The organism is Corynebacterium oculi (genome assembly GCF_001412105.1).
Taxonomy (GTDB): domain Bacteria; phylum Actinomycetota; class Actinomycetes; order Mycobacteriales; family Mycobacteriaceae; genus Corynebacterium; species Corynebacterium oculi.
The window spans coordinates 157123-176588 of sequence record NZ_LKST01000002.1; the positions used below are offsets into that span (position 1 = coordinate 157123).

Genomic DNA, 19466 nt, shown 5'->3' on the forward strand with positions numbered 1-19466 from the left:
GAGTGCCGTCGTCACATCTATGCAATGTGGCGATGATACTCGCCATAGTGGAACCGCTAGCTCACCTCGACGATGAGGTCTCCGCCCTCCACTTTGGTCGGCTGCGTGAGCACCACGCGGGAGACCACGCCGTCGATCGTGGCGGAGATCGTGGCCTCCATCTTCATCGCCTCGATCACGGCCACCGGGTCACCCGCGCTCACCTCGTCGCCCTCGGCAACGTTCACCGTCACCACCCCGGAGAAGGGGGCGGCCACCTGGCCGGCCACGGCGGGGTCGGCCTTTTCCGCGGAGGCCGTCACGGATTCCACGGAGCGATCCCGCACGCGCATGGGCCGTACCTGCCCGTTCACGGTGGCCACTACGGAGCGCAGGCCCTTATCGTCGGGTTCGCCCACGGCATCGAGGCGCACCAGCATGTTGCGCGCGGAACCCGGCAGGGAGACGGATACCTCCTCGCCTTCCACGAGCCCGTAGAAGAACTCGCGGTCGCCTAGTTCGGAGACGTCACCGAAGCGGCGGCGGTGTTCCTCGAACTCGGCGGCGGGCTTGGGGAACATCAGCGCGTCGAGGGCCGAGCGGCGATCCGCCCGATCCGTGGATTCCAGGCGTTCCTGCTGCTGGGCGGGGATCTCCGCGCGGTCGCCCTGGCCTGTTGCTCGCCCGGCCAGGGCCTTATCGCGTAGTTCCTCCGGCCAGCCGCCGGGGGGCGTGCCCAGTTCACCGCGCAGGAAGGCGATGACGGAATCGGGTATGTCGTAGGCGCGGGGATCGGCGGCGAACTCCTCGGCGCTCACCCCGGTGCCCACCAGGGACAGCGCGAGGTCGCCCACCACCTTGGAGGAGGGGGTGACCTTGGTGGGCCGCCCCAGCATGGCGTTGACGTCCGCGTAGGTGTTCTCGATCAGCTCGAAGCGATCCCCCAGCCCCAGCGCGGTGGCCTGGGTGCGCAGGTTGGAAAGCTGCCCACCCGGAATCTCGTGGTGGTACACGCGCCCGGTGGGGCCGGGAATACCGGACTCGAACGGCGCGTAGAGGGCGCGCACGGCCTCCCAATAGGGCTCCATGTCCCCCACCGCGTCCAGAGAGAGGCCGGTGTCCCGGTAGGTGTGGGCGAAGGCCGCCACGATGGCGGAGAGCGAGGGCTGCGAGGTGGTGCCGGACATCGGCGCGGAGGCGCCGTCTACGGCGTCCGCCCCGGCCTCGGCCGCCGCAAGGTAGGTGGCGAGCTGCCCTCCGGCTGTGTCGTGCGTGTGCACGTGCACCGGCAGGTCAAACTCCTTGCGCAGCGCGCCCACAAGTTTCTTGGCGGCCGCGGGGCGCAGCAGGCCCGCCATGTCCTTGATCGCCAGAATGTGTGCCCCGGATTCCACGATCTGCTCGGCCAGGCGCAGGTAGTAGTCCAGGGTGTACAGGTCCTCGGCGGGGTCGCTGAGGTCGCCGGAGTAGGCCATCGCCACCTCGGCCACGGCGGTGTTGGTCTCCAGCACGGCGTCGATAGCCGGGCGCATCTGGCTGACGTCGTTGAGCGCGTCGAAGATGCGGAAGATATCCACGCCGGAGGACGCCGCCTCGCGCACAAAGGAGCGGCACACGGAGTCCGGGTAAGGCATGTATCCCACCGCGTTGCGCCCGCGCAGCAGCATCTGAATGTTCACGTTAGGCATGGCCTCGCGCAGGGCATCCAGGCGCGCCCACGGATCCTCGTGGAGGAAGCGCATAGCGACGTCGTAAGTGGCACCGCCCCAGGCCTCCACCGAGAAGAGCTGCGGGGTCAGCCGCGCCACGGCCTTAGCCGCCGGCACCAGGGCGGAACTGCGCACGCGGGTGGCCAGCAGCGACTGGTGGGCGTCGCGGAACGTGGTGTCCGTGACCGCCAGGGCGTCCTGGGCGCGCAACTTCTCCGCGAAGCGCTGCGGGCCCAGGTGCAGCAGTTCGTCGCGGGAGCCTCGGCGCAGGGGTTCCTCGGGAAGCACCGGCAGTTTGTCCAGGGGGTGTAGGTCGGTGGGCCGCGAGCCGTGAGGCTTATTGACGGTCACGTCCGCCAGGTAATCAAGGATCCGCGAGGGCTCATCGTCGGCGGGCGGGGCCTGCAAGAGCCAGGGGTGATCCGCGATGAACGAGGTGGCGATGCGCTTGCGCTGAAAGTCCTCCTCGCGCAGCAGCGCCCGCAGGAAACCGATGTTCGTGGCCACCCCTGACACAGTGAACTCGGCCAGGGCGCGCTGGGCGCGGGCCACGGCGGTGGCAAAGTCCGATCCCCGGCAGGTCATCTTCACCAGCATGGAGTCGAAGTTCGGGGTGATCTCGCCCCCGAGCATCGCCGCGCCGTCCAGGCGCACCCCGGCCCCACCGGGGCTGCGATAAGCGGTGATCGTGCCCGTGTCCGGGCGGAAGCCGTTATTGGGGTCCTCGGTGGTGATGCGGCATTGCAGGGCCGCCCCGTGCGTGGCAATGCCCTCCTGGCTCAGCCCCAGATCGGCCAGGGTGGCCCCGGCCGCCAGGCGCAGCTGGGTTTTTACCAGATCTACCTGGGTGACCTCCTCGGTCACCGTGTGCTCCACCTGGATGCGGGGATTCATCTCAATGAACACATGATTGCCTTGATCGTCCACCAGGAACTCCACCGTGCCCGCCCCCTGGTAGCCGATGTGCTTGGCAAAGGCCACCGCGTCGGCGCAGATGCGCTCGCGCAATTGCTCGCTGAGGTGCTGCGCGGGGGCGATCTCCACCACCTTCTGATGACGGCGCTGCAAGGAGCAGTCGCGCTCATACAGGTGGATCACGTTGCCCTCGGCATCACCCAGCACCTGCACCTCGATGTGCTGGGGGTTGACCACGGCGCGTTCCAGGTACACGCGGCCATCGCCGAAGGCCGCGGCCGCCTCGCGGGAGGCCTCGGCGGCCAGCGCAGGCAGTTCCTCGGGGGAGCCCACAAAGCGCATGCCGCGCCCGCCGCCGCCGGCAACGGCCTTGACAAAGATCGGGAACTCGCGGCCCCTGGCCATCTCCACCAGCTCGTCGATGTCCTCGGAGGGCTCGGAATCGTCCAGGATCGGCAGGCCCGCCTGGCGCGCCGCCTCCACCGCGGCGGCCTTGTCCCCGGTGAGATCCAGCACCTCCGGGGGCGGGCCGATGAAGGTGACGCCGTTTTCCGCGCACCGGCGGGCCAGCGTGGCATTTTCGGAGAGGAAGCCGTAGCCGGGGTAGATCGCGTCCGCCCCCGTCTGCTTCGCCGCTCGAATCACCTCATTGATGTTGAGGTAGGCCTTCACCGGGGAGTCTCCCGCGCCGATGCGCACGGCCTCGGAGGCAAAGGAGCGATGGAACGAGTTGCGATCCTCCGCCGGATACACCGCCACGGTTTCCGCGCCCACCTCGTAGGCGGCGCGGAAGGCCCTCACGGCTATTTCCCCGCGGTTGGCCACGAGGATTTTTTCAAAGGTGGGCAGGGACGGTGCTACCACAGTGCGTTCCTTCCCTCACGGGGTAGCCGTGAGCGGTGAATGTGAGCGGTATTACGGGACACATGCAGTGTAACTCACCGCCGGAACCCACCGAGGCAGCGGCGTATCTCGGCGTATCCCAGCGGGTGTCGCCGGAATACGCCGTGAAACCGCTATCCCAGATCGTCGTGGGAGACCAAGCGCCGCGCCGCCTCCGTGATGGAACCGGACAGGGAGGGATACACCGCGAAGGAGTCCGCCAGGGCATTCACCGTGAGGTTGTTGTTCACCGCCACGGAGATGGGCAGGATCAGCTCCGAGGCCGTGGGGGCCACCACAGCCCCACCGATGATGATGCCGGAGTGCTCGCGGCAGAAGAGCTTGACAAAGCCGTGGCGCAGCGAACGCATCTTGGCCCGGGGATTAGTTTGCAGCGGCAGGGTGATGCTGCGAGCGCGCACCTCCCCGGACTCGATCTGGTGCTGCGTAACCCCCACGGAGGCGATCTCCGGGCGGGTGAACACGGCGGTGGCCACCGTCTTGAGGCGGATCGGGGAAACACCCTCGCCCAGGGCGTGATACATGGCGATGCGCCCCTGCATGGCGGCCACGGAGGCCAGAGGGAAGAGGTCGGTGCAGTCACCCGCGGCGTAAATACCTGCCACGTTGGTGCGGGAGACGCGGTCCACGTGGATGCGCCCGGAGGGGGTCACCTCCACGCCCACCCCTTCCAGGCCCAGCTTCTTGGTGCGCGGCACCGAGCCCACCGTCATCAGGGCGTGGGAACCCTCGATCTCGCGGCCGTCGGCAGTGCGCACCAGCACCCCGGAACCGGTGTTGACCACCTCGTCCACGCGGGCGTGCTTCACCAGTTCCACGCCGCGCTCGGCCAGCACGGTCTCCAGCACGTCGGCGGCGTCGGCATCGTCGTGCGGGAGGATGCGGTCCCGGGAAGCCACCATCGTCACCTTGACCCCCAGCTCCGCGAAGGCGGAGACGAACTCCGCGCCGGTCACGCCGGAGCCCACCACGATGAGGTGCTCGGGCAGCGCTTCCAGGTCATAGATCTGCTGCCAGGTGAAGATGCGCTCCCCGTCCGGGCGGGCGCCCGGGAGCACTCGGGGGTGCGCTCCGGTGGCCAGGAGCACCAGGTCGCACTCCAGGACCTCCTCGGCGCTGTCCGCGGCGTGGGTGACCTTGATGTAGTGAGTGGTCTGCTTGGGCTTGTAATCGTCGAAGCGCGCCAGGCCGTCGATCACCCGCACGCCGATGCGCTCCAGCTGGGCTCGGATGTCCGTGGACTGGTCCCCCGCCAGGGAACGCACGCGCTTGTTCAGCGCGTCTACGTCGAGCCTGGCCTCGGTGACGTCCTTGCCCAGGCCCATCGCGTCCGCGCGGCGCAGATCGGTCTTGATGTTGGCGCCGGCGATGAAGGACTTGGAGGGCACGCAGTCATGGATCACCGCGGAGCCGCCGGGCCCCTCGCTTTCCACCAGCGTGATCTCCGCGCCGTACTTCGCTCCCGCCAGGGCTGCCTCGTAGCCCGCAGGGCCGCCGCCGATGATGACGATGCGCTTGGACAAGGGGAAACCTCCACAGTTACTTGTTGTCATTCTCGGGTATTTCACAGGGTTCAGTGCGCCTGCAAGTCTAGCCCACGGGGGCACCGTTTCTCCCGGTAACCGGCGTCGGCTGCTTATCGACGCCCCGCGCGTCCCCCTCCGCCGCGCCTATCCGCGCGCGTGCTGCTCCACCACCGAGGCAAATAGCCGCACCCCCATGTCCAGCGCGCGCTCGTCCACCCGCAGATCGCCCTGGTGCAGATCCTGCGGATCGCCCTGCCCGGACCAGCACCCCAGGCGCGCCATCGACCCCGGAACCTCCTGCAAGTACCAGGAGAAATCCTCACCGCCGGAGGACTGCGGGGCCTCCACCACCGGTTCCTCCCCCAGCACCTTCGCCCCCTCCGCCAGGATCGCGGTGGCGGCCGCATCGTTGAATACCGGGGGCACGCCGCGCAGGTAGTCCAGGTGATGAGCGCAGCCCGTGGGGGCCAGCACCTGGGCCACCAGCTCCTTGATGAGCACCTCCGCCCCGTGCCACACCCCCATGTCCGCGGTGCGCAGGGTGCCGCGAATCCGCCCCGACTGCGGGATCGCGTTGGCGGCGTCGCCCGCCGCTATGGAGCCAAACACCAGCACGGTGCCCGTGCGCGGATCCACCCGGCGCGAGAGCAGGCCGGGGAGGTCGGTGGCCAGTTTGCCCAGGGCGTAGACCACGTCGGCGGAAAGGTGGGGGCGGGAGCTGTGCCCGCCGGGCCCGGAGACGTCAATGGTCAACAGATCGGTGGCCGAGGTGATCGCCCCGTTGCGCAGACCCACCTTTCCCACGGGTAGCTTGGGTTCCACGTGCAGGGCGTAGATGGAGCCCACTCCGTCCAGGGCACCCGCCTCGATTACCTCGGAGGCTCCGCCGGAAAGCACCTCCTCGGCGGGCTGGAAGATCACGCGCACCGGAGGAATCTGGCCTGCCTGCCTTGTCTCTTTCGGCCCGGTGGCAAGGTCGGCGGCAAGGTCGGCCAGGGCGCAGGCAAGCGCCACCGCAATGGTGGTGTGTACGTCGTGCCCACAGGCGTGCGAAATGCCCGGCACGGCAGAGGAGAAGGGAAGGTTCGTGGCCTCGGCCACGTGGAGGGCGTCAATATCGGCGCGGAATGCCAGCCGGGGGCGCTGCGGATCATCCGGGCCGATGTCCACGGTCAGGCCGGTGCCCGGCAGGAGGCGGGGCTGTAAGCCGTGCGCGCGAAGAATGTCCGCGAGGAAGGCGGTGGTGGCGTGTTCATGGTGTGCCACCTCGGGGTGGGTGTGCAGGTGGCGCCGCCACCCCACCACCTCGCTGCGGTGGGCGGCCAGCCATGTGTTCACGTGATCCACAATGCGCACGGGTATCCTAAGCCTCCTTGGGGTATGCGGCGAGGTACGCGGCAGAAAATATCCTTCCCGCTATAGTAGCGCCCCGCGCGCGGCCCCTTTCCCCAAGCCCGCACCCGTTTCCGTGACCCGCTTCCGTGATCGTGCGGCTCCTGGTTTTATTCTTTCTCGCCCTCCCAGGGCTGCCATTGTGACTGCCAGTTCTGCCCTCGGCCCATCAATTCGCGCGGCTGGAAGGCCATCGTGTCCTCCTCCGTGGCGGGCCACTCGAAGCTCACCTCGATTCCTTGGCGCGGGTGGCAGATGAAGTCCACGGTATGGCCAACGCTGGGAAGCAAAACCGCGGGCGGTACTTGCAGGGCGCGGGCTAGCTTGTACACGGTGGATAGCACGGGATCGGAGGACTTGGTACTGGTGTTCTCGTTGCGTTCCAGGTTACTCACCTGGTTTCTGCTGATCCCGGCCAAGTCCGCGAGATCCTGCTGACTAAGCCCACGCATGAACCGCAACTCCTTGAGGTTGCGGGCCAGGGCGTGCCCGTAGCTCGCCCATTGGACCCAGTTCTGATCGCTGCTCATAGCGACCACCCTGCCCACTACACCGGGAATCGGCCGCCAACTATATTGTGCAGGCTTCTTTCGGTGCCGCTTCCTTTCCCTTTTCTCCCGCCCGAAGAGCCCCGCGCGGGCCTCAATCCCCGGTCATTCCCGCCCGCCCGGGGCCGTGGCGGCGGGTTCGCCACAGTCAGAGATCAATATTACGAGGGCCATAGAGGCGGTCCCCCGCGTCCCCCAGGCCGGGAACGATGTAGGCATCCTCGTTAAGGCCGGGATCGATCGTGGCCGTAACCAACCGCACCGGCAATCCCGAATCCGCCAGGGCGTCCACCCCCACCTGGGAGGACACCATGCACACCGCCGTAATATCCGTGGCCCCGCGCTCCGCAAGCAGCCGCACGGAATGGAGCAGGGAGCCGCCCGTGGCCAGCATCGGATCCACCACAAATACCGCCCTACCGCTAAGGTTCTCCGGCAGGGCCTCGAGGTACGGCACGGGCTGGTGCGTCTTTTCATCGCGGGCCAGACCGATGAATCCCACCTGGGCATCGGGGATCATCGATAACGCCGGATCAACCATGCCCAGTCCCGCACGAATGACCGGGACGATAATGGGAGGGTCTTGCAGGCGAGTGCCGCGCGCGGTGGCCACCGGGGTTTCGGTGTCAAAGTGCTCCACGGGGAGGCCCCTGGCGGCCTCATAAATCAGCATCGCACCCAGGTCTGCCAGGGCGGCGCGAAAGGCCGCGTTATCGCTGCGCCGATCGCGCATGATGGTCAGGCGGGAGGCCGCAAGCGGATGATCGATCACGGTAATATCCATGAGCCCTATCCTAGGCAGCGGCGGCACGCCGTCGTTATTTCTGTGGCGTTCTCTCCCCTCCCCAGAAACACCGGGAACCAACCTCTCGGCGCGCGCAGTCCAATATAGCCATGACGGATCTCCTCATTGACTGCTCCCATGCCCGCCTCCTCGCCGCAGAATTGGCGCGCTGCTGTTCTCCCAGTCCAGCCCCCGAACTACCCCACTACCAGGAGGTGCCCGCCACCGCCGCCTTTCACGAGCGGCTGCGGCGCAGCATTTCCTCCCTCCACGAGCGGCACGACGCCCTCGCGGCCCTCGGATACCGGCTCGCGGAGGATTCCCTCGCCGCCGTGGGCCGCATAGAGGAGACAGATTCCCACCTCGCCTCCGGCCTGAGCGGCACGGGGATACCGCAGGCAGCCGGCTCATGATTGCCCTCGCCCCCTATCTCCTCGCCATATCTCGCCTGCTCCCTTCCCCTTTTCTCCCGCCGCTGCTGCGCGATGTTCCCGACGTGCAGGTCGCGGACCGTCTGGGGCGCTATTTTCGTTCCGATCCCGTGCCCCTCGCCGGTCAGGCCCAGCGCTTAGCCGAGGATCGCGCGCAGGCCCTGCGCGCCACGGCCAAGGCCAATCACCTCATTGGCTTAGCCCGCCAGGACTTCCACCGGATCGCCCTGGCTCTCCTGCACCAAATTCGGCAGGGGATCGCCCAGATCGGCTCCGATCCCGCTGCCTGGCCCGCATTCCAGGCGCAGGCCCGCCTGTGGGGAGAGGAGGCCCTGGCCCAAGCTCAACAGCGCAGCGCACAACTAGAGGCAGACCTAGAGCACGCCGCCACACAATTACCCGGCCAGGAATCCGATCCCCCTCCCGCAACTCCGGCGAGCCACACGCACGCGGATCACGCACCCCCGGTACAGCGCCTTGAGGAACAACCCGGCTCCCCTGCTGAGGATTCCGCCGGCCACCGGGCCGTCGCCGCCGCACGCAGCACGCTGGGAACCCCGTATGCCTGGGGCGGAACCACCCCACAGGGCTTTGACTGCTCCGGCCTTACCCAATGGGCGTGGCGGCAGGCAGGCGTGGAGTTGCCACGCCTGGCGCAGGACCAGGCCGTGGGCCGGCCCGTGAGCGCCGAGGACTTACAGCCGGGAGACCTGGCGGTATGGGACGGGCACGTGGCGATGTACTCCGGCAACGGCATGCTCATCGAGGCCGGGGATCCGGTGCAGGAAAACCCGGTGCGCACCTCGAACATGGGCATGACCTTTAAGGGGTTCTACCGCCCCACGGGATGAGCCCTCGGGTAGACTCCCCGCCATGAGCATGAGAGCCATCCTCCCCGTGAAGTTATCCTTGACCGAGGGCGATTACTACACCTTGTGGGCCCCCGAATGGCGCGAGCACGGCGCCAAGTGGCAGGGCTTCCTCGGTGCCGGGGAGAAGCTCTATTTCTTCGAATCACCCGCCGCCATGCTGGCGTTCTTAGAGTCCGGCACCCCCCATGATCTGCTCGACCACCCGCGCTGGCAGGCCTTTGCCGAGCTGCCGGATCATCGCGTGGAGCCCACCGAGCGCGAGTATTTTGATATCATTGGCATGCCCGCCACCCTGGCCGAGCGCCCCTCCTACGATCATGTTTCCTCCGTGGCCGCCACCGTGCGGGTGGCGCGTGCCCTCGCGGAGGTTGGTGGGGCTCAGGAGGCCACGGCGTTCTTTGCCTCCCATTCCATCTTGGGCAACCTGGAGCGTGGCATCGAGCACTACCGCGGCGAGCACGGCGAGCAGGAGTGGTCCGGCGTGGGCCGCGTGGTGCTGCACAATTGGCAGCGGGTGGTGCGCGATCTAGACGGCATCTTTGAGGTTCTGCACCCGGAGGACGGCGCGGTGGCCGACGCCCAGAAGCGGGTGGAGGCCGCGGCAAGCGCGGCGGCGGAGAGCCGCCGCCAGGAGGAGGAACGGGAGAAGGAGGCCACGCAGGCCGCCGACCCCTACGATTCCACCGCGTGGGCCGCGGCGGGCATCGATCCCATCAAGGTGTCCATCGACGGCAGCACTCTGTACACCCTGCGCACCTACCTGCGTGGGGCCCCGGTGTTCCTGGGCCGCTATGGGGAGATCTTTACCTTCAACAACCGCAAGGCCCTGGTGCGCTGGATCATCTCCAATGACACCCATGACCTCGCCACCGTGTCCACCTGGGAGGACGTTGTCAGCGCCGCCAACTCCGGGGAATTGAAGGTGACCGTGCACGCGGATAACGTGTATTCCTTTACCGGCATGGAGCGCGCCATCGGCAAGAGCGTAGACGCCGTGGATACCGCCCAGATGGCCCGCTGCTACGAGCTGCTTGCCGACGCCGCCGACTGGGCCGGGGACGATTCCCTCAACTCCTTCTTCCTGGCCCACCCCCGCATGCAGGACTACATCTCCTACATGCTTGGTTCCTCCGAGACGGTGGGTTATGTCCCCTCCGCGCCGTTTACCCAGCACGCCAATGACTGGAAAGAAATGGAGCAGATGCTGGTCAAGCGCTTCTCCCGCACCTAAGCCCGCGCACGCCGTGGTGTTACCGGGGAACACACCGGTGGCCGTCTAACATATACCGCGATGTTATCTTTTACCTCTCGTCGCGTTCTGGCGGCCACCTGCGTGCTCGTCCCGCTCCACTGCGGGGTGGTTCTTCCCGCCACGGCGCAGGTCAACCCGCCGCTGCCCCCGGCCGTTCCCGGTGCTACAGCGCCCGGCCCGGAGGGCATTGATAGCTCGGCGGATCACGCCGAGAATAACGCCACCGCAGAGGAAACCCCCACACCCACCCGCACGGCGGCACCCGATACTCAGTCCTGCCCCCACGCGCTGCGCCCCGGTGATCCCATCACCACCTCGGAGGCCTTGGCCCCCGGCCAGCAGGCCCCCACCCCGCCGCCGGTGACGTACCAGGGATCCTGCGGGGTGATAGCCGCGCCGGGTTACCGGGTGCCTCAGGATCAGACCGCCGGCGCGTGGCTTGTCTTTGACCTGGACTCCGGCGAGGTCATCGCGCAAAAAGACCCCCACGGGAGGTACCGCCCGGCCAGCGTGATTAAGGTTCTGCTGGCCCTGGTGGCCCTGCGTGATCTGGATTATCACGCCGTGATTCCCGTGAGCGAACGCGCCGCCGGAATGGAAGGGTCCGCCGTGGGGATCGGCACCACGGGGCGCTATACCACGGAGGATCTGCTTCACGGGCTCCTCTTGGCCTCCGGCAACGACGCCGCCCAGGCTCTTGCCGAGGCCCTCGGCGGGGACGCCGTGGCCCTGCGCAAGGTCAATGATCTGGCCGCCCAGATCGGGACCACCGATACCCACGTGGGGTCGGTCACCGGTCTCGATACCGCCGGGCAGATGACGTCCGTGACCGATCTGGCCAAGATGTATCGCTATGCGTGGCAGAATCCCGCTTTTGCCGCCATCGTGAACACGGAGTTCTGGAATCTTCCCGGCTATGACGATCATCCCGGCTACGAGGTGTGGAACGATAACGGCCTGTTCCTCAACGATCCCGACGGTATCGGCGGCAAGACCGGCTATACCGACGACGCCAACCACACCTTCGTGGGCGCGATGGATCGCGGGGGCCGTCGCCTGGCCGCCGTCGTGTTGGATACCACCATTGATAAGGGGCGCCCGTGGGAGCAGGCCCAGCGGCTCCTCCACGCCGCCTACGCGCTGCCGCGCGGGGCCAGCGTGGGTGACCTAGATCAGCAATCGGGGGCGGTGGAATCCTCCGCCGCCCCCTCCCCGGCACCCCAACCGGGTGATACTTCCGAGTCCGCCGGATCCTCTACCGCGCAACGCGGCGCCCTCATCGGCACCGTCGTGGCGGGGATCGTGCTGGTTGCTGCGGCTCTCCTCACGCTGCTGAGTCTGCGGCGGCGTCGATAAGCGTTTACCTGCGCCTCCGCAGTAACCACGCGGCGGCAGCGCCCAACGCCGCGCCCGCGCCCAGCACCTTGGGCGAGAAGGTTTCCTCGCGCACCTCATTGCGCACCCTAATCACGGCGGGCTCCGGAGCGGGAACGGGGGTCTCGGCCAGGGATTCCTCCGTGGTGGCGGCCCAGGCGGAGACGTAGAGCACCACGCGCCAGATCAGGTACATGAGCACCATGAGGCCGATGATGGGGCCAAAGGTGGCGCCGGCGGGGTTGCTCAGCGCGTTGGAGGCGAAGAGCGAGCCCAGTTGTTTGATGAGCTCAAAGGCCACCGCGCCGATCGCGGCGGCCTTCAGGCCGGAACGGCGCGGCACGTGCGTGCGGGGCAGGAAGATAATCATCCACGTCATGACCAGAAAGTTTGCCAGCAAGCCCAGGACGATGGCCACGCCCATAATCACGTACTGCATTCCCGGGGCGTCGTCGATGCCCGCCATCTCTAGGAGCCGAGTGGTCACCCCGGAGGAGCCCACGGCGGTCACGCCAAAGGCCACGGCGAAGGAGAGCAACAGCCCCACCAGCCCCACCAGGTCGAGGGCTTTCTTGACGGCAAAGTTGCCGTCGGTGGGGTCGAGCCGCCACATCTTGGACACGCCGTAGCGCAGGTTGTTCATCCACCCCAGCCCGGACCACAGGGCCGTCACGGCGCCGATGCCGGCCACCGTCCCGCGCTGGTCGATGGCGGTATCGAGGATCTCGTTGACCATCTCCCCCATCTGGCCGTCAAGGTTTCCGGCGATCTGATCTTGCAGGCGCGCCAGTTGATCCGGGTTGGCGGCCAGCACGGTGGCGGCGATCGCTACGCAGAGCATGAGGATGGGGAACATCGCCAGCACGGAGAAGTAGGTGATGCCCGCGGAGTACTGATTCCCGCCCATCATGCCGTAGCGCTCCTGCATGAGCATGACGTGATCGAACCACCCCCACTTGGCGCGGAGCTTGTCGATGAAGCCCGGCTCGTCGGTACGGATGCGTTCGATGCCATATTCATCCGTATCGCGCTTATCGGCGCTGGTGACGGTGGCCACGGTGCAGGCTCCTCTCGTAGGCGGTGAGCGTTGGGGGGCGCGCGCGGCACCCGCCGACACCACAGTAAACCATGACCGCGCCCGCGCCTAAGAGTCCACACCTAACGGAGGCTTAGCGACGCCCGCCTGCCGCAGCCGCGGAGGCGTCGCTAAGCAGGCATCACTAAGCGGAACGCGGCGGCAGGAAGCCCATCTTGTCATACACCTCCGCCAGCAACGGCGCGGCCTCCTCAGAGGCGCGCTGCGCGCCCTTGGCCAAGATATTCTCCAGCTCTCCGCGATCCCCCATGAACTCCTCGTACCGCGCCCGCAGCGGGGCGGTAAAGGCCTCCAGGGCCTCGGCTGTGTCCACCTTGAGCGCACCGTAGCCCTTCCCCTCGTAGGAGGCCACCAAATCCGGGATGGGGGTGCCGGTGAGCGCGGACTGAATGCCCAGGAGATTGGACACGCCGGGCTTGTTCTCCCGGTCATAGGCGATCACGCCATCGTTGTCCGTGACCGCGGAGCGGATGCGCTTGGCGGAAATCTTGGGATCGTCCAGGAGATTCACCAGCCCCTTGGGGTTCGCACCGGACTTAGACATCTTGGAGGTGGGGTCTTGCAGGTCGTAGATCTTCGCGGAGCCCTCGGGAATAAAACCCTCCGGCACCACAAAAGTAGGCCCGTAGCGGTGATTGAAGCGCTCCGCCAGGTTGCGGGTGAGTTCCAGGTGCTGGCGCTGATCCTCCCCCACCGGCACCAGGTGCGGGCGATAGAGGAGAATATCGGCCGCCATGAGCATGGGGTAGGCGAAAAGCCCCGCCGAGGTGCGATCGGAGCCCGGCTTGGCGGATTTGTCCTTAAACTGCGTCATGCGGGAGGCCTCACCAAAACCAGTGAGGCAGGTGAGCACCCACGTCAGTTCCGCGTGCGCAGGCACCTGAGACTGCACGAAGAGGGTGGACTTTTCCGGGTCAATCCCCAGGGCCAGGAGTTGCGCCGCGCCCGCCAGAGTGCGGGCGCGCAGCTCGGCGGGGTCCTGTTCCACGGTGATCGCGTGGAGATCGGGAATGAAGTAGAAGGCATCGTAGCCTTCTTGCAGGTCAATCCACTGCTTGAGCGCTCCGAGGTAATTGCCCAGGTGGTAGGAATCCGCGGTGGGCTGGATACCGGAAAGGACGCGCTGGGGGGTGGCACCGGCGGGGGCCGCCGGGGATAGGCCGTGCTCTTCGCTCATGCCTTATCAGTGTAGAGGTTTCCCGGCGGGGGTTGATACCCACCGGAGGCCCGGCTGCTATTCCTTTTGCCTGCCCCACACGATCTTCCCGTCGATGGGCTCCGGGAGCGGTTGCGGGGCATAGCACCCGGGAACCTTTGAGGAGGCGAAGTATTGGGAAAAGGGCTTCTCCTCCACGTGGATTTTCTCCACCCCATCCCAGGAAAAGCACCCCTCTCATGCCAGACGATAAATTGCCTGCGCAGGCAGTCAGGCCCATCAATTCCCCAAAAACTGCATAGCTCCGTGAGGGAAAACTCGGCCACTACGGTGTCTCTGAACAATCGGATTCTCACAAAGGTGCTATCGGGGTCAAGTCCCCCGCAGTCCTCCATCTCCCACATCGGTACCGCTAATAGTTCCATCTTTCTCCTCCGACCGGCACGGCGTAAGCCCCAGGGTACCTACCACCTCACCCCCACTTACATGGTTACCCACATAAGTGGTATAGTCACCCACCGAAAGAGGTACCCATGACATGAGCACCGATTCCCGACCCCTCTACCAGCGCATAGCCGACGAACTCCGCGATCACATCGCCGCCGGCACCCTCAAGGAAGGAGACCGCGCCCCCTCCACCAACGAACTCTCCGCCTTCCACTCCGTCAACCCCACCACCGCCGCCAAGGCACTCACCGCCCTCCACCAGGAGGGGCTGGTGGAAAAAAGGCGCGGGCTAGGAATGTTCGTCACCCCCACCGCCCGCGAGCGCATTCTCCAACAGCGGCGCGCACACCTGGCCCGCGATTACATCCGCCCGCTTCTACGCGAGGCAGCCGCCCTGGGGCTGAGCCCCCGCGATCTCGACGCCGCCATAGAGCAGGAAAGGAAAAAGCATGAAGATTAATCAAGCCGTCGATCAGCAGGGGATCCTCTCCCCCGCCACGTGGGAGTTAGAACCCGGCGTGCACGGGCTCATCGGCCCCAACGGCTCCGGCAAGACCACGCTGCTGCGCGCCATCGCGGGCCTCACCCCGCTGCGTTCCGGCAGCCGGGACGTCGGCCCCGCAGCCATGTCCATGGCGGGCAGTGACATTTCCTTTGCTGGGGCGCGACTGCGCCGTCACTTTTCCATCGCCGCGCTCGTGCATCCAGACTTCGATCACGCACTGGCAGAAAAAACCCTTGACCTTCTCAGTCTCACCCCGCGCAACCCCACCCACAAGCTCAGCGTGGGAGAACGGCAACTCGCGGCAGTAGCCACCACATTGGCCAGCCGCGCCCCGCTGATGCTTCTCGACGAGCCTTTCACCGGCCTCGACGTCACCGCGCGCGAGGGCCTGCGCACCGCACTCCTTGGCCTCATACAGGGAAGCCCACTGCTCACGATCATTATCACCTCGCATCGCGCAGAGGATCTTGCCGGACTAGTAGAGAACGTCACCCCTATCAATCAGGGCCACCTCGGCAGCACCTATTCCCTGGATGATCTTCGCGCTCGCTTCCCTATTCTCAGCGGACCCACCACAGAGGTTCGGCAGGCCACAGGTTCCCTGCCGGTTCTCCACGAGCAGACCCTCGGTAATCTCACCCGCCTCATGCTCATTGGCACTCCCGAGCACGTCCCCCGCGGGGTCACAGTGGAGTATCCCGAGGACACCGCCGCCATTAATGCCCTGGTCTATCAGGAAAGGAATCGCACCTAATGTGGAAAGTCTTTTACCACCCCTCCCAACGCCTGTTTCTCCTCAGTACTGTGCTTATCGCCGCCGCGCTGGGACTGAGCAATCTTCTTCTGTCCGAGGGCGACATGTGGAACTTTCTTCTCCTCCCCACCACCTTTGGCCTGTTCTGGGCTGCTGCCACCGATCTGCGCGCTTGCCTTTCCCTCGGCGTCCCCTGGAAAAAGTGGCTCGGTAGCAATCTGCTCACCATCGTCGGTTTCGCGATCCTCATCTCCGCCATCGGTGCCGCCACCACCTATATCGGCAATCCTTATAGCTCGCTTATGGTGCGCTCCATTCCCTCCACGTTCACCATTGAGCCCACGATCAACCCCGCCAGTAGCCTCACGCTCACGTTCACAATTTTTTTCTGCCTCATCGGTACCGCTGCGACCCTGGGCACCATGTTCGGTGCTCTCATACCAAGCAACCGCAGCGCGCTCGTAATCGTGATTATTTCTTTCGTTGTGTTCGGCGGCTTCACTTTCGTGTATGCCTCATTCACCGAAGCCTACTCCCCGGATGTCACCATTCATGCCCCTGTCCCCGGCGTGTACTACTTCACCGTTCCGGTGGCCCTCGCATCCATAGCCATCACCGCCCTCACCGCCCGCCGGGGCCTCTAGCCCCCCCAAAAAAAAAGAGCCAGCCCCTCCCACCACAGGGAGGGGCTGGCCACCGGCGTTATTCGCTCTTTAGAGCTTCTTGGAGGTGGGACTGATCTTGTCCGCTACCACTGCCCAGGCCGCGGTAATCAGGGAGCCACCCACGGCGATGAGCAGGGCGGCGAAGATCGCGGCGATGGTGTGCCCCACGGCGGCGGCCCAGAGGAATCCGCCGATCACCCCGGCGAGCCCGAGAACAAATAACACTATCGCAACCATATAAAGATCCAATCAAACGGGAAGTGCCTTATCGGGTTGAAGTATAAGACACGTCCACAGTCATTCTCCACCGGGGGCGGCTCGCTTCCCCCTCTTGGGCGGCCACGCCTGTACCTTATCCCTGGCGTGCTTGCGTCGCTTCTTGTTATCCAGCTCCACGGTGAGGGACCATTGAATGTCCTCGTTCTTCGGCTTGCGGTGATGGCGGCCCGCCTGCCGGTTGAGCAGCGCATAGCGGGCGGCGTCGTAGCCAGAGCGCCTCCGGGCGCTACGCCAGCCCCGGCGCAGGAGGTGGTAGGAGAGCCGCACGCGGGGGTCGATGGGCTGATCTCGGCCCAGGTACTCGAATACGGGCAGGCCTTTGTCGTAGTAGATGGCCAGGCAGCGGGAGCCAAAGCCCACCACCAGGGCCACGATCACCACCCAGTGCTCGGATACCCCCAGTTGTAAAAGCCCCATGTAGGTGATGGTCACCAGCACGGAGATGGAGGCGTAGAGCTCGTTGGCAAAGACCAGGGGCATGCGATCGGACATGAGGTCGCGCAGGATGCCACCGGCCACGCCGGTGACCACCGAGGCCACCGTGGCGATGACGAAGCCGTGGCCGAGTTCCAGGGCGATGCGGGTGCCCAGCACGGAGAAGGTGGCCAGGCCCACGGCGTCGAGCACCAGGAAGAGCACCCGGAAGTAGTGCATGAGGAAGGACAGGGAGATGGTCACCAGGGCCGCCACGATCACGATGATGAGGTAGATGGGGTGTTCCACCCAGGTCAGGGGGTAGTTGTTGAGCAGCACGTCGCGCACCACTCCCCCGCCCAGGGCGGTCATGCAGGCCACCATCACCACGCCAAAAACGTCCATTTTTTGCCGCCCCGCGGACAGCGCTGCGGTGACGGATTCCGCCGTGATGCCTATGACGTACAGAATGGAGAGCAGCATTATGCGTACACGACGTTGAGCGGCGAGTGATCAGACCAGCGAAGTTCCACCGCCTCCGCCTTGTCCACCCAGGTCTTCTGGGCGCGTTCCATCATGGCGGCGGTGGCGGCCTGGTAGTCGATGCGCCACCCGGCGTCGTTGTTAAAGGCCTGACCGCGATACGTCCACCAGGTGTAGGGGCCCGGCCCCTCCGGGTTGAGGCGGCGATTCACGTCAAACCACTGCGGCTCCTGGGCCGCCGCGCGCGCCCGCCCCCCGGTGTAGTCCACGGCGCCGAAGAACTCCCCCACCCCGGCCTCCACCTGGGTGGCCTCGTCCGGGAAGGTACCAAACACGGAGTCCATGAAGGCCCGCTCGTCTGGCAGGAAGCCGGATTTTTTCATGTTTCCCTTCCAGTTCTTGAGATCCTCGCGGCGGTGGCAGATGTTCCAGTCGCCTCCGATCACCATGTTCGGGTATTCCGTGGCGCGCTGGGCTAGCATCGCGTCGAACTCGTCAAAGAATCGGTATTTTTCGTCCTGCTTCTCCGTGTTTTCGGAGCCAGACGGCAGGTAGAGGGAGGCCACGCGCACCTGGCCAAAGTCCGCCTCCACCGTGGCCTCGATCCACCGGCCGGAATCGGTAAAGGAGCCAAAGCCCACGGAGACGTCGTGAAGCGGGGTGCGGCTGAGGATGCCCACCCCGGCGCGCCCTTTGGCGGCGGCGGGGGCGCCCTCGTAATGCCACCCGGCCTCCAGGGCCGGGGCCAGGGCGGCGTGGGTTTGGTCGATGCTGGCGCGCACCTCTTGGAGGAGCACCACGTCCGGCTGGTTGCGTTCCAGCCAGGCGTTCATGCCGAGGTTCTCCTCGCTGCGTTTCTTGGTGGCGGCGCGCACGCCGTTGACATTCACGGAGGTAATGGTCAGCGTCATGCGCACCACAATAGACACTGTTCCCCCTTCGGCTAGGTTAGGGTGGACTACCTTAAGGACAGGAGCAGGCCATGACCACCCAACCCCACAGTCCCTACGTGGTGGCGCGCTCCCAGGTGACCCGCGCCCAGCGCCTCTCGCCGCACTTTGTGCGCATCACCCTGGGCGGGCCGGGAATGGCGGCCATTGGCAACACCGGCGATCCGGTGTATGACCAGCGCATCAAGCTCATCTTCCCGCCGCGATCGGGCGGACTCCCGCGCCTTGAGGGCTCCCAGAATTGGTATCGGGATTGGTTGGCGCTCCCGGAGGGGCGGCGCGGGGACATGCGCACCTATTCCATCCGGGAATTGGCTACCTGTGGCCCCGGCACCGAACTCACCGTGGACTTCGTATTACACCTTGACCCCCACTCCACCGGCCCCGCCGCGCGGTGGGCCGATCAGGCACGCCCCGGCTCGGAGGTACTGGTGGTGGGGCCCCGCGCGGGGGTGGATGACGGCTCCGGGATAGCGTTTCGCCCGGGAGCCGCGCAGTCCATCACGTTGTGTGGCGATGAGACCGCCGCGCCCGCCATCGCCCGGATTCTGGAGGATCTGCACCGACACCGCCCCGGCCTCCCCGTCCGCGCCTACATCGAGGTGCCCACCGATAGGGATCGCCTGGACGTCGCCAGCCCGGCACCGATCACGTGGCTGCCGCGCGCGGGCGCTGCGCTGGGCAGCCTGCTCCACGAGGCCTTGCGGGAGCACCTGCGGGGCGCGGGGGGCGTCGATAAGCAGGAAGTACCCGCCCCGCACCTGGTGGGCGATAAGGCACAGTTGCTCTGGGAGGTGCCCGAGGCCACGGAAGAGGGCGAGTACTTCTGGATCGCCGGGGAGTCCGGTGTGGTGCAGCACCTGCGGCGATACCTGGTGCGGGAGGCGGGGGTGGCGCGCTCCCAGGTGGCCTTCATGGGGTATTGGCGGCGAGGAGTGTCCATGGGCTGAGGTTTCACGCAGGTTTCGTGCACCCGATAGGCCGGTTAGGGGTACCCTGGATAGCCGTTGAGACGACGCACCGAGAATGAGG

General features: G+C 66.2%; 18 protein-coding genes. 8 read left to right on the plus strand and 10 right to left on the minus strand.

Features of this window, described 5'->3' with window-relative positions:
• Positions 1–56: 56 nt before the first annotated feature.
• From Cocul_RS04665 to upp, 5 genes are all read right to left on the minus strand, one after another.
• Complete coding sequence (locus Cocul_RS04665) at positions 57–3467, minus strand: pyruvate carboxylase (RefSeq protein WP_055122160.1); 3411 nt, start codon at positions 3465–3467, stop codon at positions 57–59.
• Between the two features lie 152 nt (positions 3468–3619).
• Positions 3620–5029, minus strand: coding sequence for an NAD(P)H-quinone dehydrogenase (locus Cocul_RS04670; protein ID WP_150114377.1), 1410 nt, complete (start codon positions 5027–5029; stop codon positions 3620–3622).
• 147 nt (positions 5030–5176) lie between these two features.
• Complete coding sequence (locus tag Cocul_RS04675) at positions 5177–6388, minus strand: amidohydrolase (RefSeq protein ID WP_055122162.1); 1212 nt, start codon at positions 6386–6388, stop codon at positions 5177–5179.
• A 146-nt stretch (positions 6389–6534) separates the two neighbouring features.
• Positions 6535–6954, minus strand: a complete 420-nt coding sequence (locus Cocul_RS04680; RefSeq protein WP_055122163.1) for a helix-turn-helix domain-containing protein — start codon at positions 6952–6954, stop codon at positions 6535–6537.
• Between the two features lie 166 nt (positions 6955–7120).
• Positions 7121–7756, minus strand: coding sequence for a uracil phosphoribosyltransferase (upp, locus tag Cocul_RS04685; RefSeq protein WP_055122164.1), 636 nt, complete (start codon positions 7754–7756; stop codon positions 7121–7123).
• Positions 7757–7866: 110 nt separating this feature from the next.
• On the opposite strand from upp, the gene Cocul_RS04690 reads away from it, so the two are divergent.
• From Cocul_RS04690 to Cocul_RS04705, 4 genes are read left to right on the plus strand one after another with little or no spacing between them, the layout of a single operon-like run.
• Positions 7867–8169, plus strand: coding sequence for a hypothetical protein (locus Cocul_RS04690; RefSeq protein WP_055122165.1), 303 nt, complete (start codon positions 7867–7869; stop codon positions 8167–8169).
• Positions 8166–9038 (plus strand): C40 family peptidase, encoded by an 873-nt coding sequence (locus tag Cocul_RS11515; protein ID WP_069723570.1) that lies wholly within the window; start codon positions 8166–8168, stop codon positions 9036–9038. The genes Cocul_RS04690 and Cocul_RS11515 overlap by 4 nt, the downstream gene beginning before the upstream one ends.
• A gap of 22 nt (positions 9039–9060) precedes the next feature.
• Positions 9061–10290, plus strand: a complete 1230-nt coding sequence (locus Cocul_RS04700) for a hypothetical protein (RefSeq protein WP_055122166.1) — start codon at positions 9061–9063, stop codon at positions 10288–10290.
• A 60-nt stretch (positions 10291–10350) separates the two neighbouring features.
• Entirely contained in the window at positions 10351–11667 is a 1317-nt protein-coding gene (locus tag Cocul_RS04705; protein ID WP_055122167.1) for a D-alanyl-D-alanine carboxypeptidase family protein, read from the plus strand.
• A gap of 4 nt (positions 11668–11671) precedes the next feature.
• Here Cocul_RS04705 and Cocul_RS04710 read toward each other — a convergent pair whose 3' ends face one another.
• Both Cocul_RS04710 and trpS read right to left on the minus strand, forming a co-directional pair.
• The gene (locus Cocul_RS04710; RefSeq protein WP_055122168.1) at positions 11672–12742 is read right to left on the minus strand and encodes a YhjD/YihY/BrkB family envelope integrity protein; all 1071 of its coding nucleotides are present in this window, start codon (positions 12740–12742) and stop codon (positions 11672–11674) included.
• A 163-nt stretch (positions 12743–12905) separates the two neighbouring features.
• Positions 12906–13958: a tryptophan--tRNA ligase gene (gene trpS / locus Cocul_RS04715; protein ID WP_055122169.1), complete on the minus strand. Its 1053-nt coding sequence runs from the start codon at positions 13956–13958 to the stop codon at positions 12906–12908.
• Positions 13959–14475: 517 nt separating this feature from the next.
• Between trpS and Cocul_RS04720 the strand changes: the two genes are divergently transcribed.
• From Cocul_RS04720 to Cocul_RS04730, 3 genes are read left to right on the plus strand one after another with little or no spacing between them, the layout of a single operon-like run.
• A complete protein-coding gene (locus Cocul_RS04720; protein ID WP_055122170.1) occupies positions 14476–14844 on the plus strand; it encodes a GntR family transcriptional regulator in 369 nt (122 codons plus the stop codon).
• The gene (locus tag Cocul_RS04725; RefSeq protein ID WP_055122171.1) at positions 14834–15643 is read left to right on the plus strand and encodes an ATP-binding cassette domain-containing protein; all 810 of its coding nucleotides are present in this window, start codon (positions 14834–14836) and stop codon (positions 15641–15643) included. Before Cocul_RS04720 ends, Cocul_RS04725 begins: the two co-directional genes overlap by 11 nt.
• Positions 15643–16287: a hypothetical protein gene (locus Cocul_RS04730; protein WP_055122172.1), complete on the plus strand. Its 645-nt coding sequence runs from the start codon at positions 15643–15645 to the stop codon at positions 16285–16287. Before Cocul_RS04725 ends, Cocul_RS04730 begins: the two co-directional genes overlap by 1 nt.
• 69 nt (positions 16288–16356) lie before the next feature.
• On the opposite strand, the gene Cocul_RS04735 is transcribed toward Cocul_RS04730, so the two are convergent.
• From Cocul_RS04735 to Cocul_RS04745, 3 genes are all read right to left on the minus strand, one after another.
• Positions 16357–16533, minus strand: a complete 177-nt coding sequence (locus tag Cocul_RS04735; protein ID WP_245622110.1) for a hypothetical protein — start codon at positions 16531–16533, stop codon at positions 16357–16359.
• A gap of 72 nt (positions 16534–16605) precedes the next feature.
• The gene (locus Cocul_RS04740) at positions 16606–17484 is read right to left on the minus strand and encodes a trimeric intracellular cation channel family protein (protein WP_055122174.1); all 879 of its coding nucleotides are present in this window, start codon (positions 17482–17484) and stop codon (positions 16606–16608) included.
• A complete protein-coding gene (locus Cocul_RS04745) occupies positions 17484–18395 on the minus strand; it encodes an exodeoxyribonuclease III (protein WP_055122629.1) in 912 nt (303 codons plus the stop codon). The genes Cocul_RS04740 and Cocul_RS04745 overlap by 1 nt, the downstream gene beginning before the upstream one ends.
• A gap of 71 nt (positions 18396–18466) precedes the next feature.
• On the opposite strand from Cocul_RS04745, the gene Cocul_RS04750 reads away from it, so the two are divergent.
• Positions 18467–19384, plus strand: a complete 918-nt coding sequence (locus Cocul_RS04750) for a siderophore-interacting protein (protein ID WP_055122175.1) — start codon at positions 18467–18469, stop codon at positions 19382–19384.
• Positions 19385–19466 lie beyond the last annotated feature (82 nt).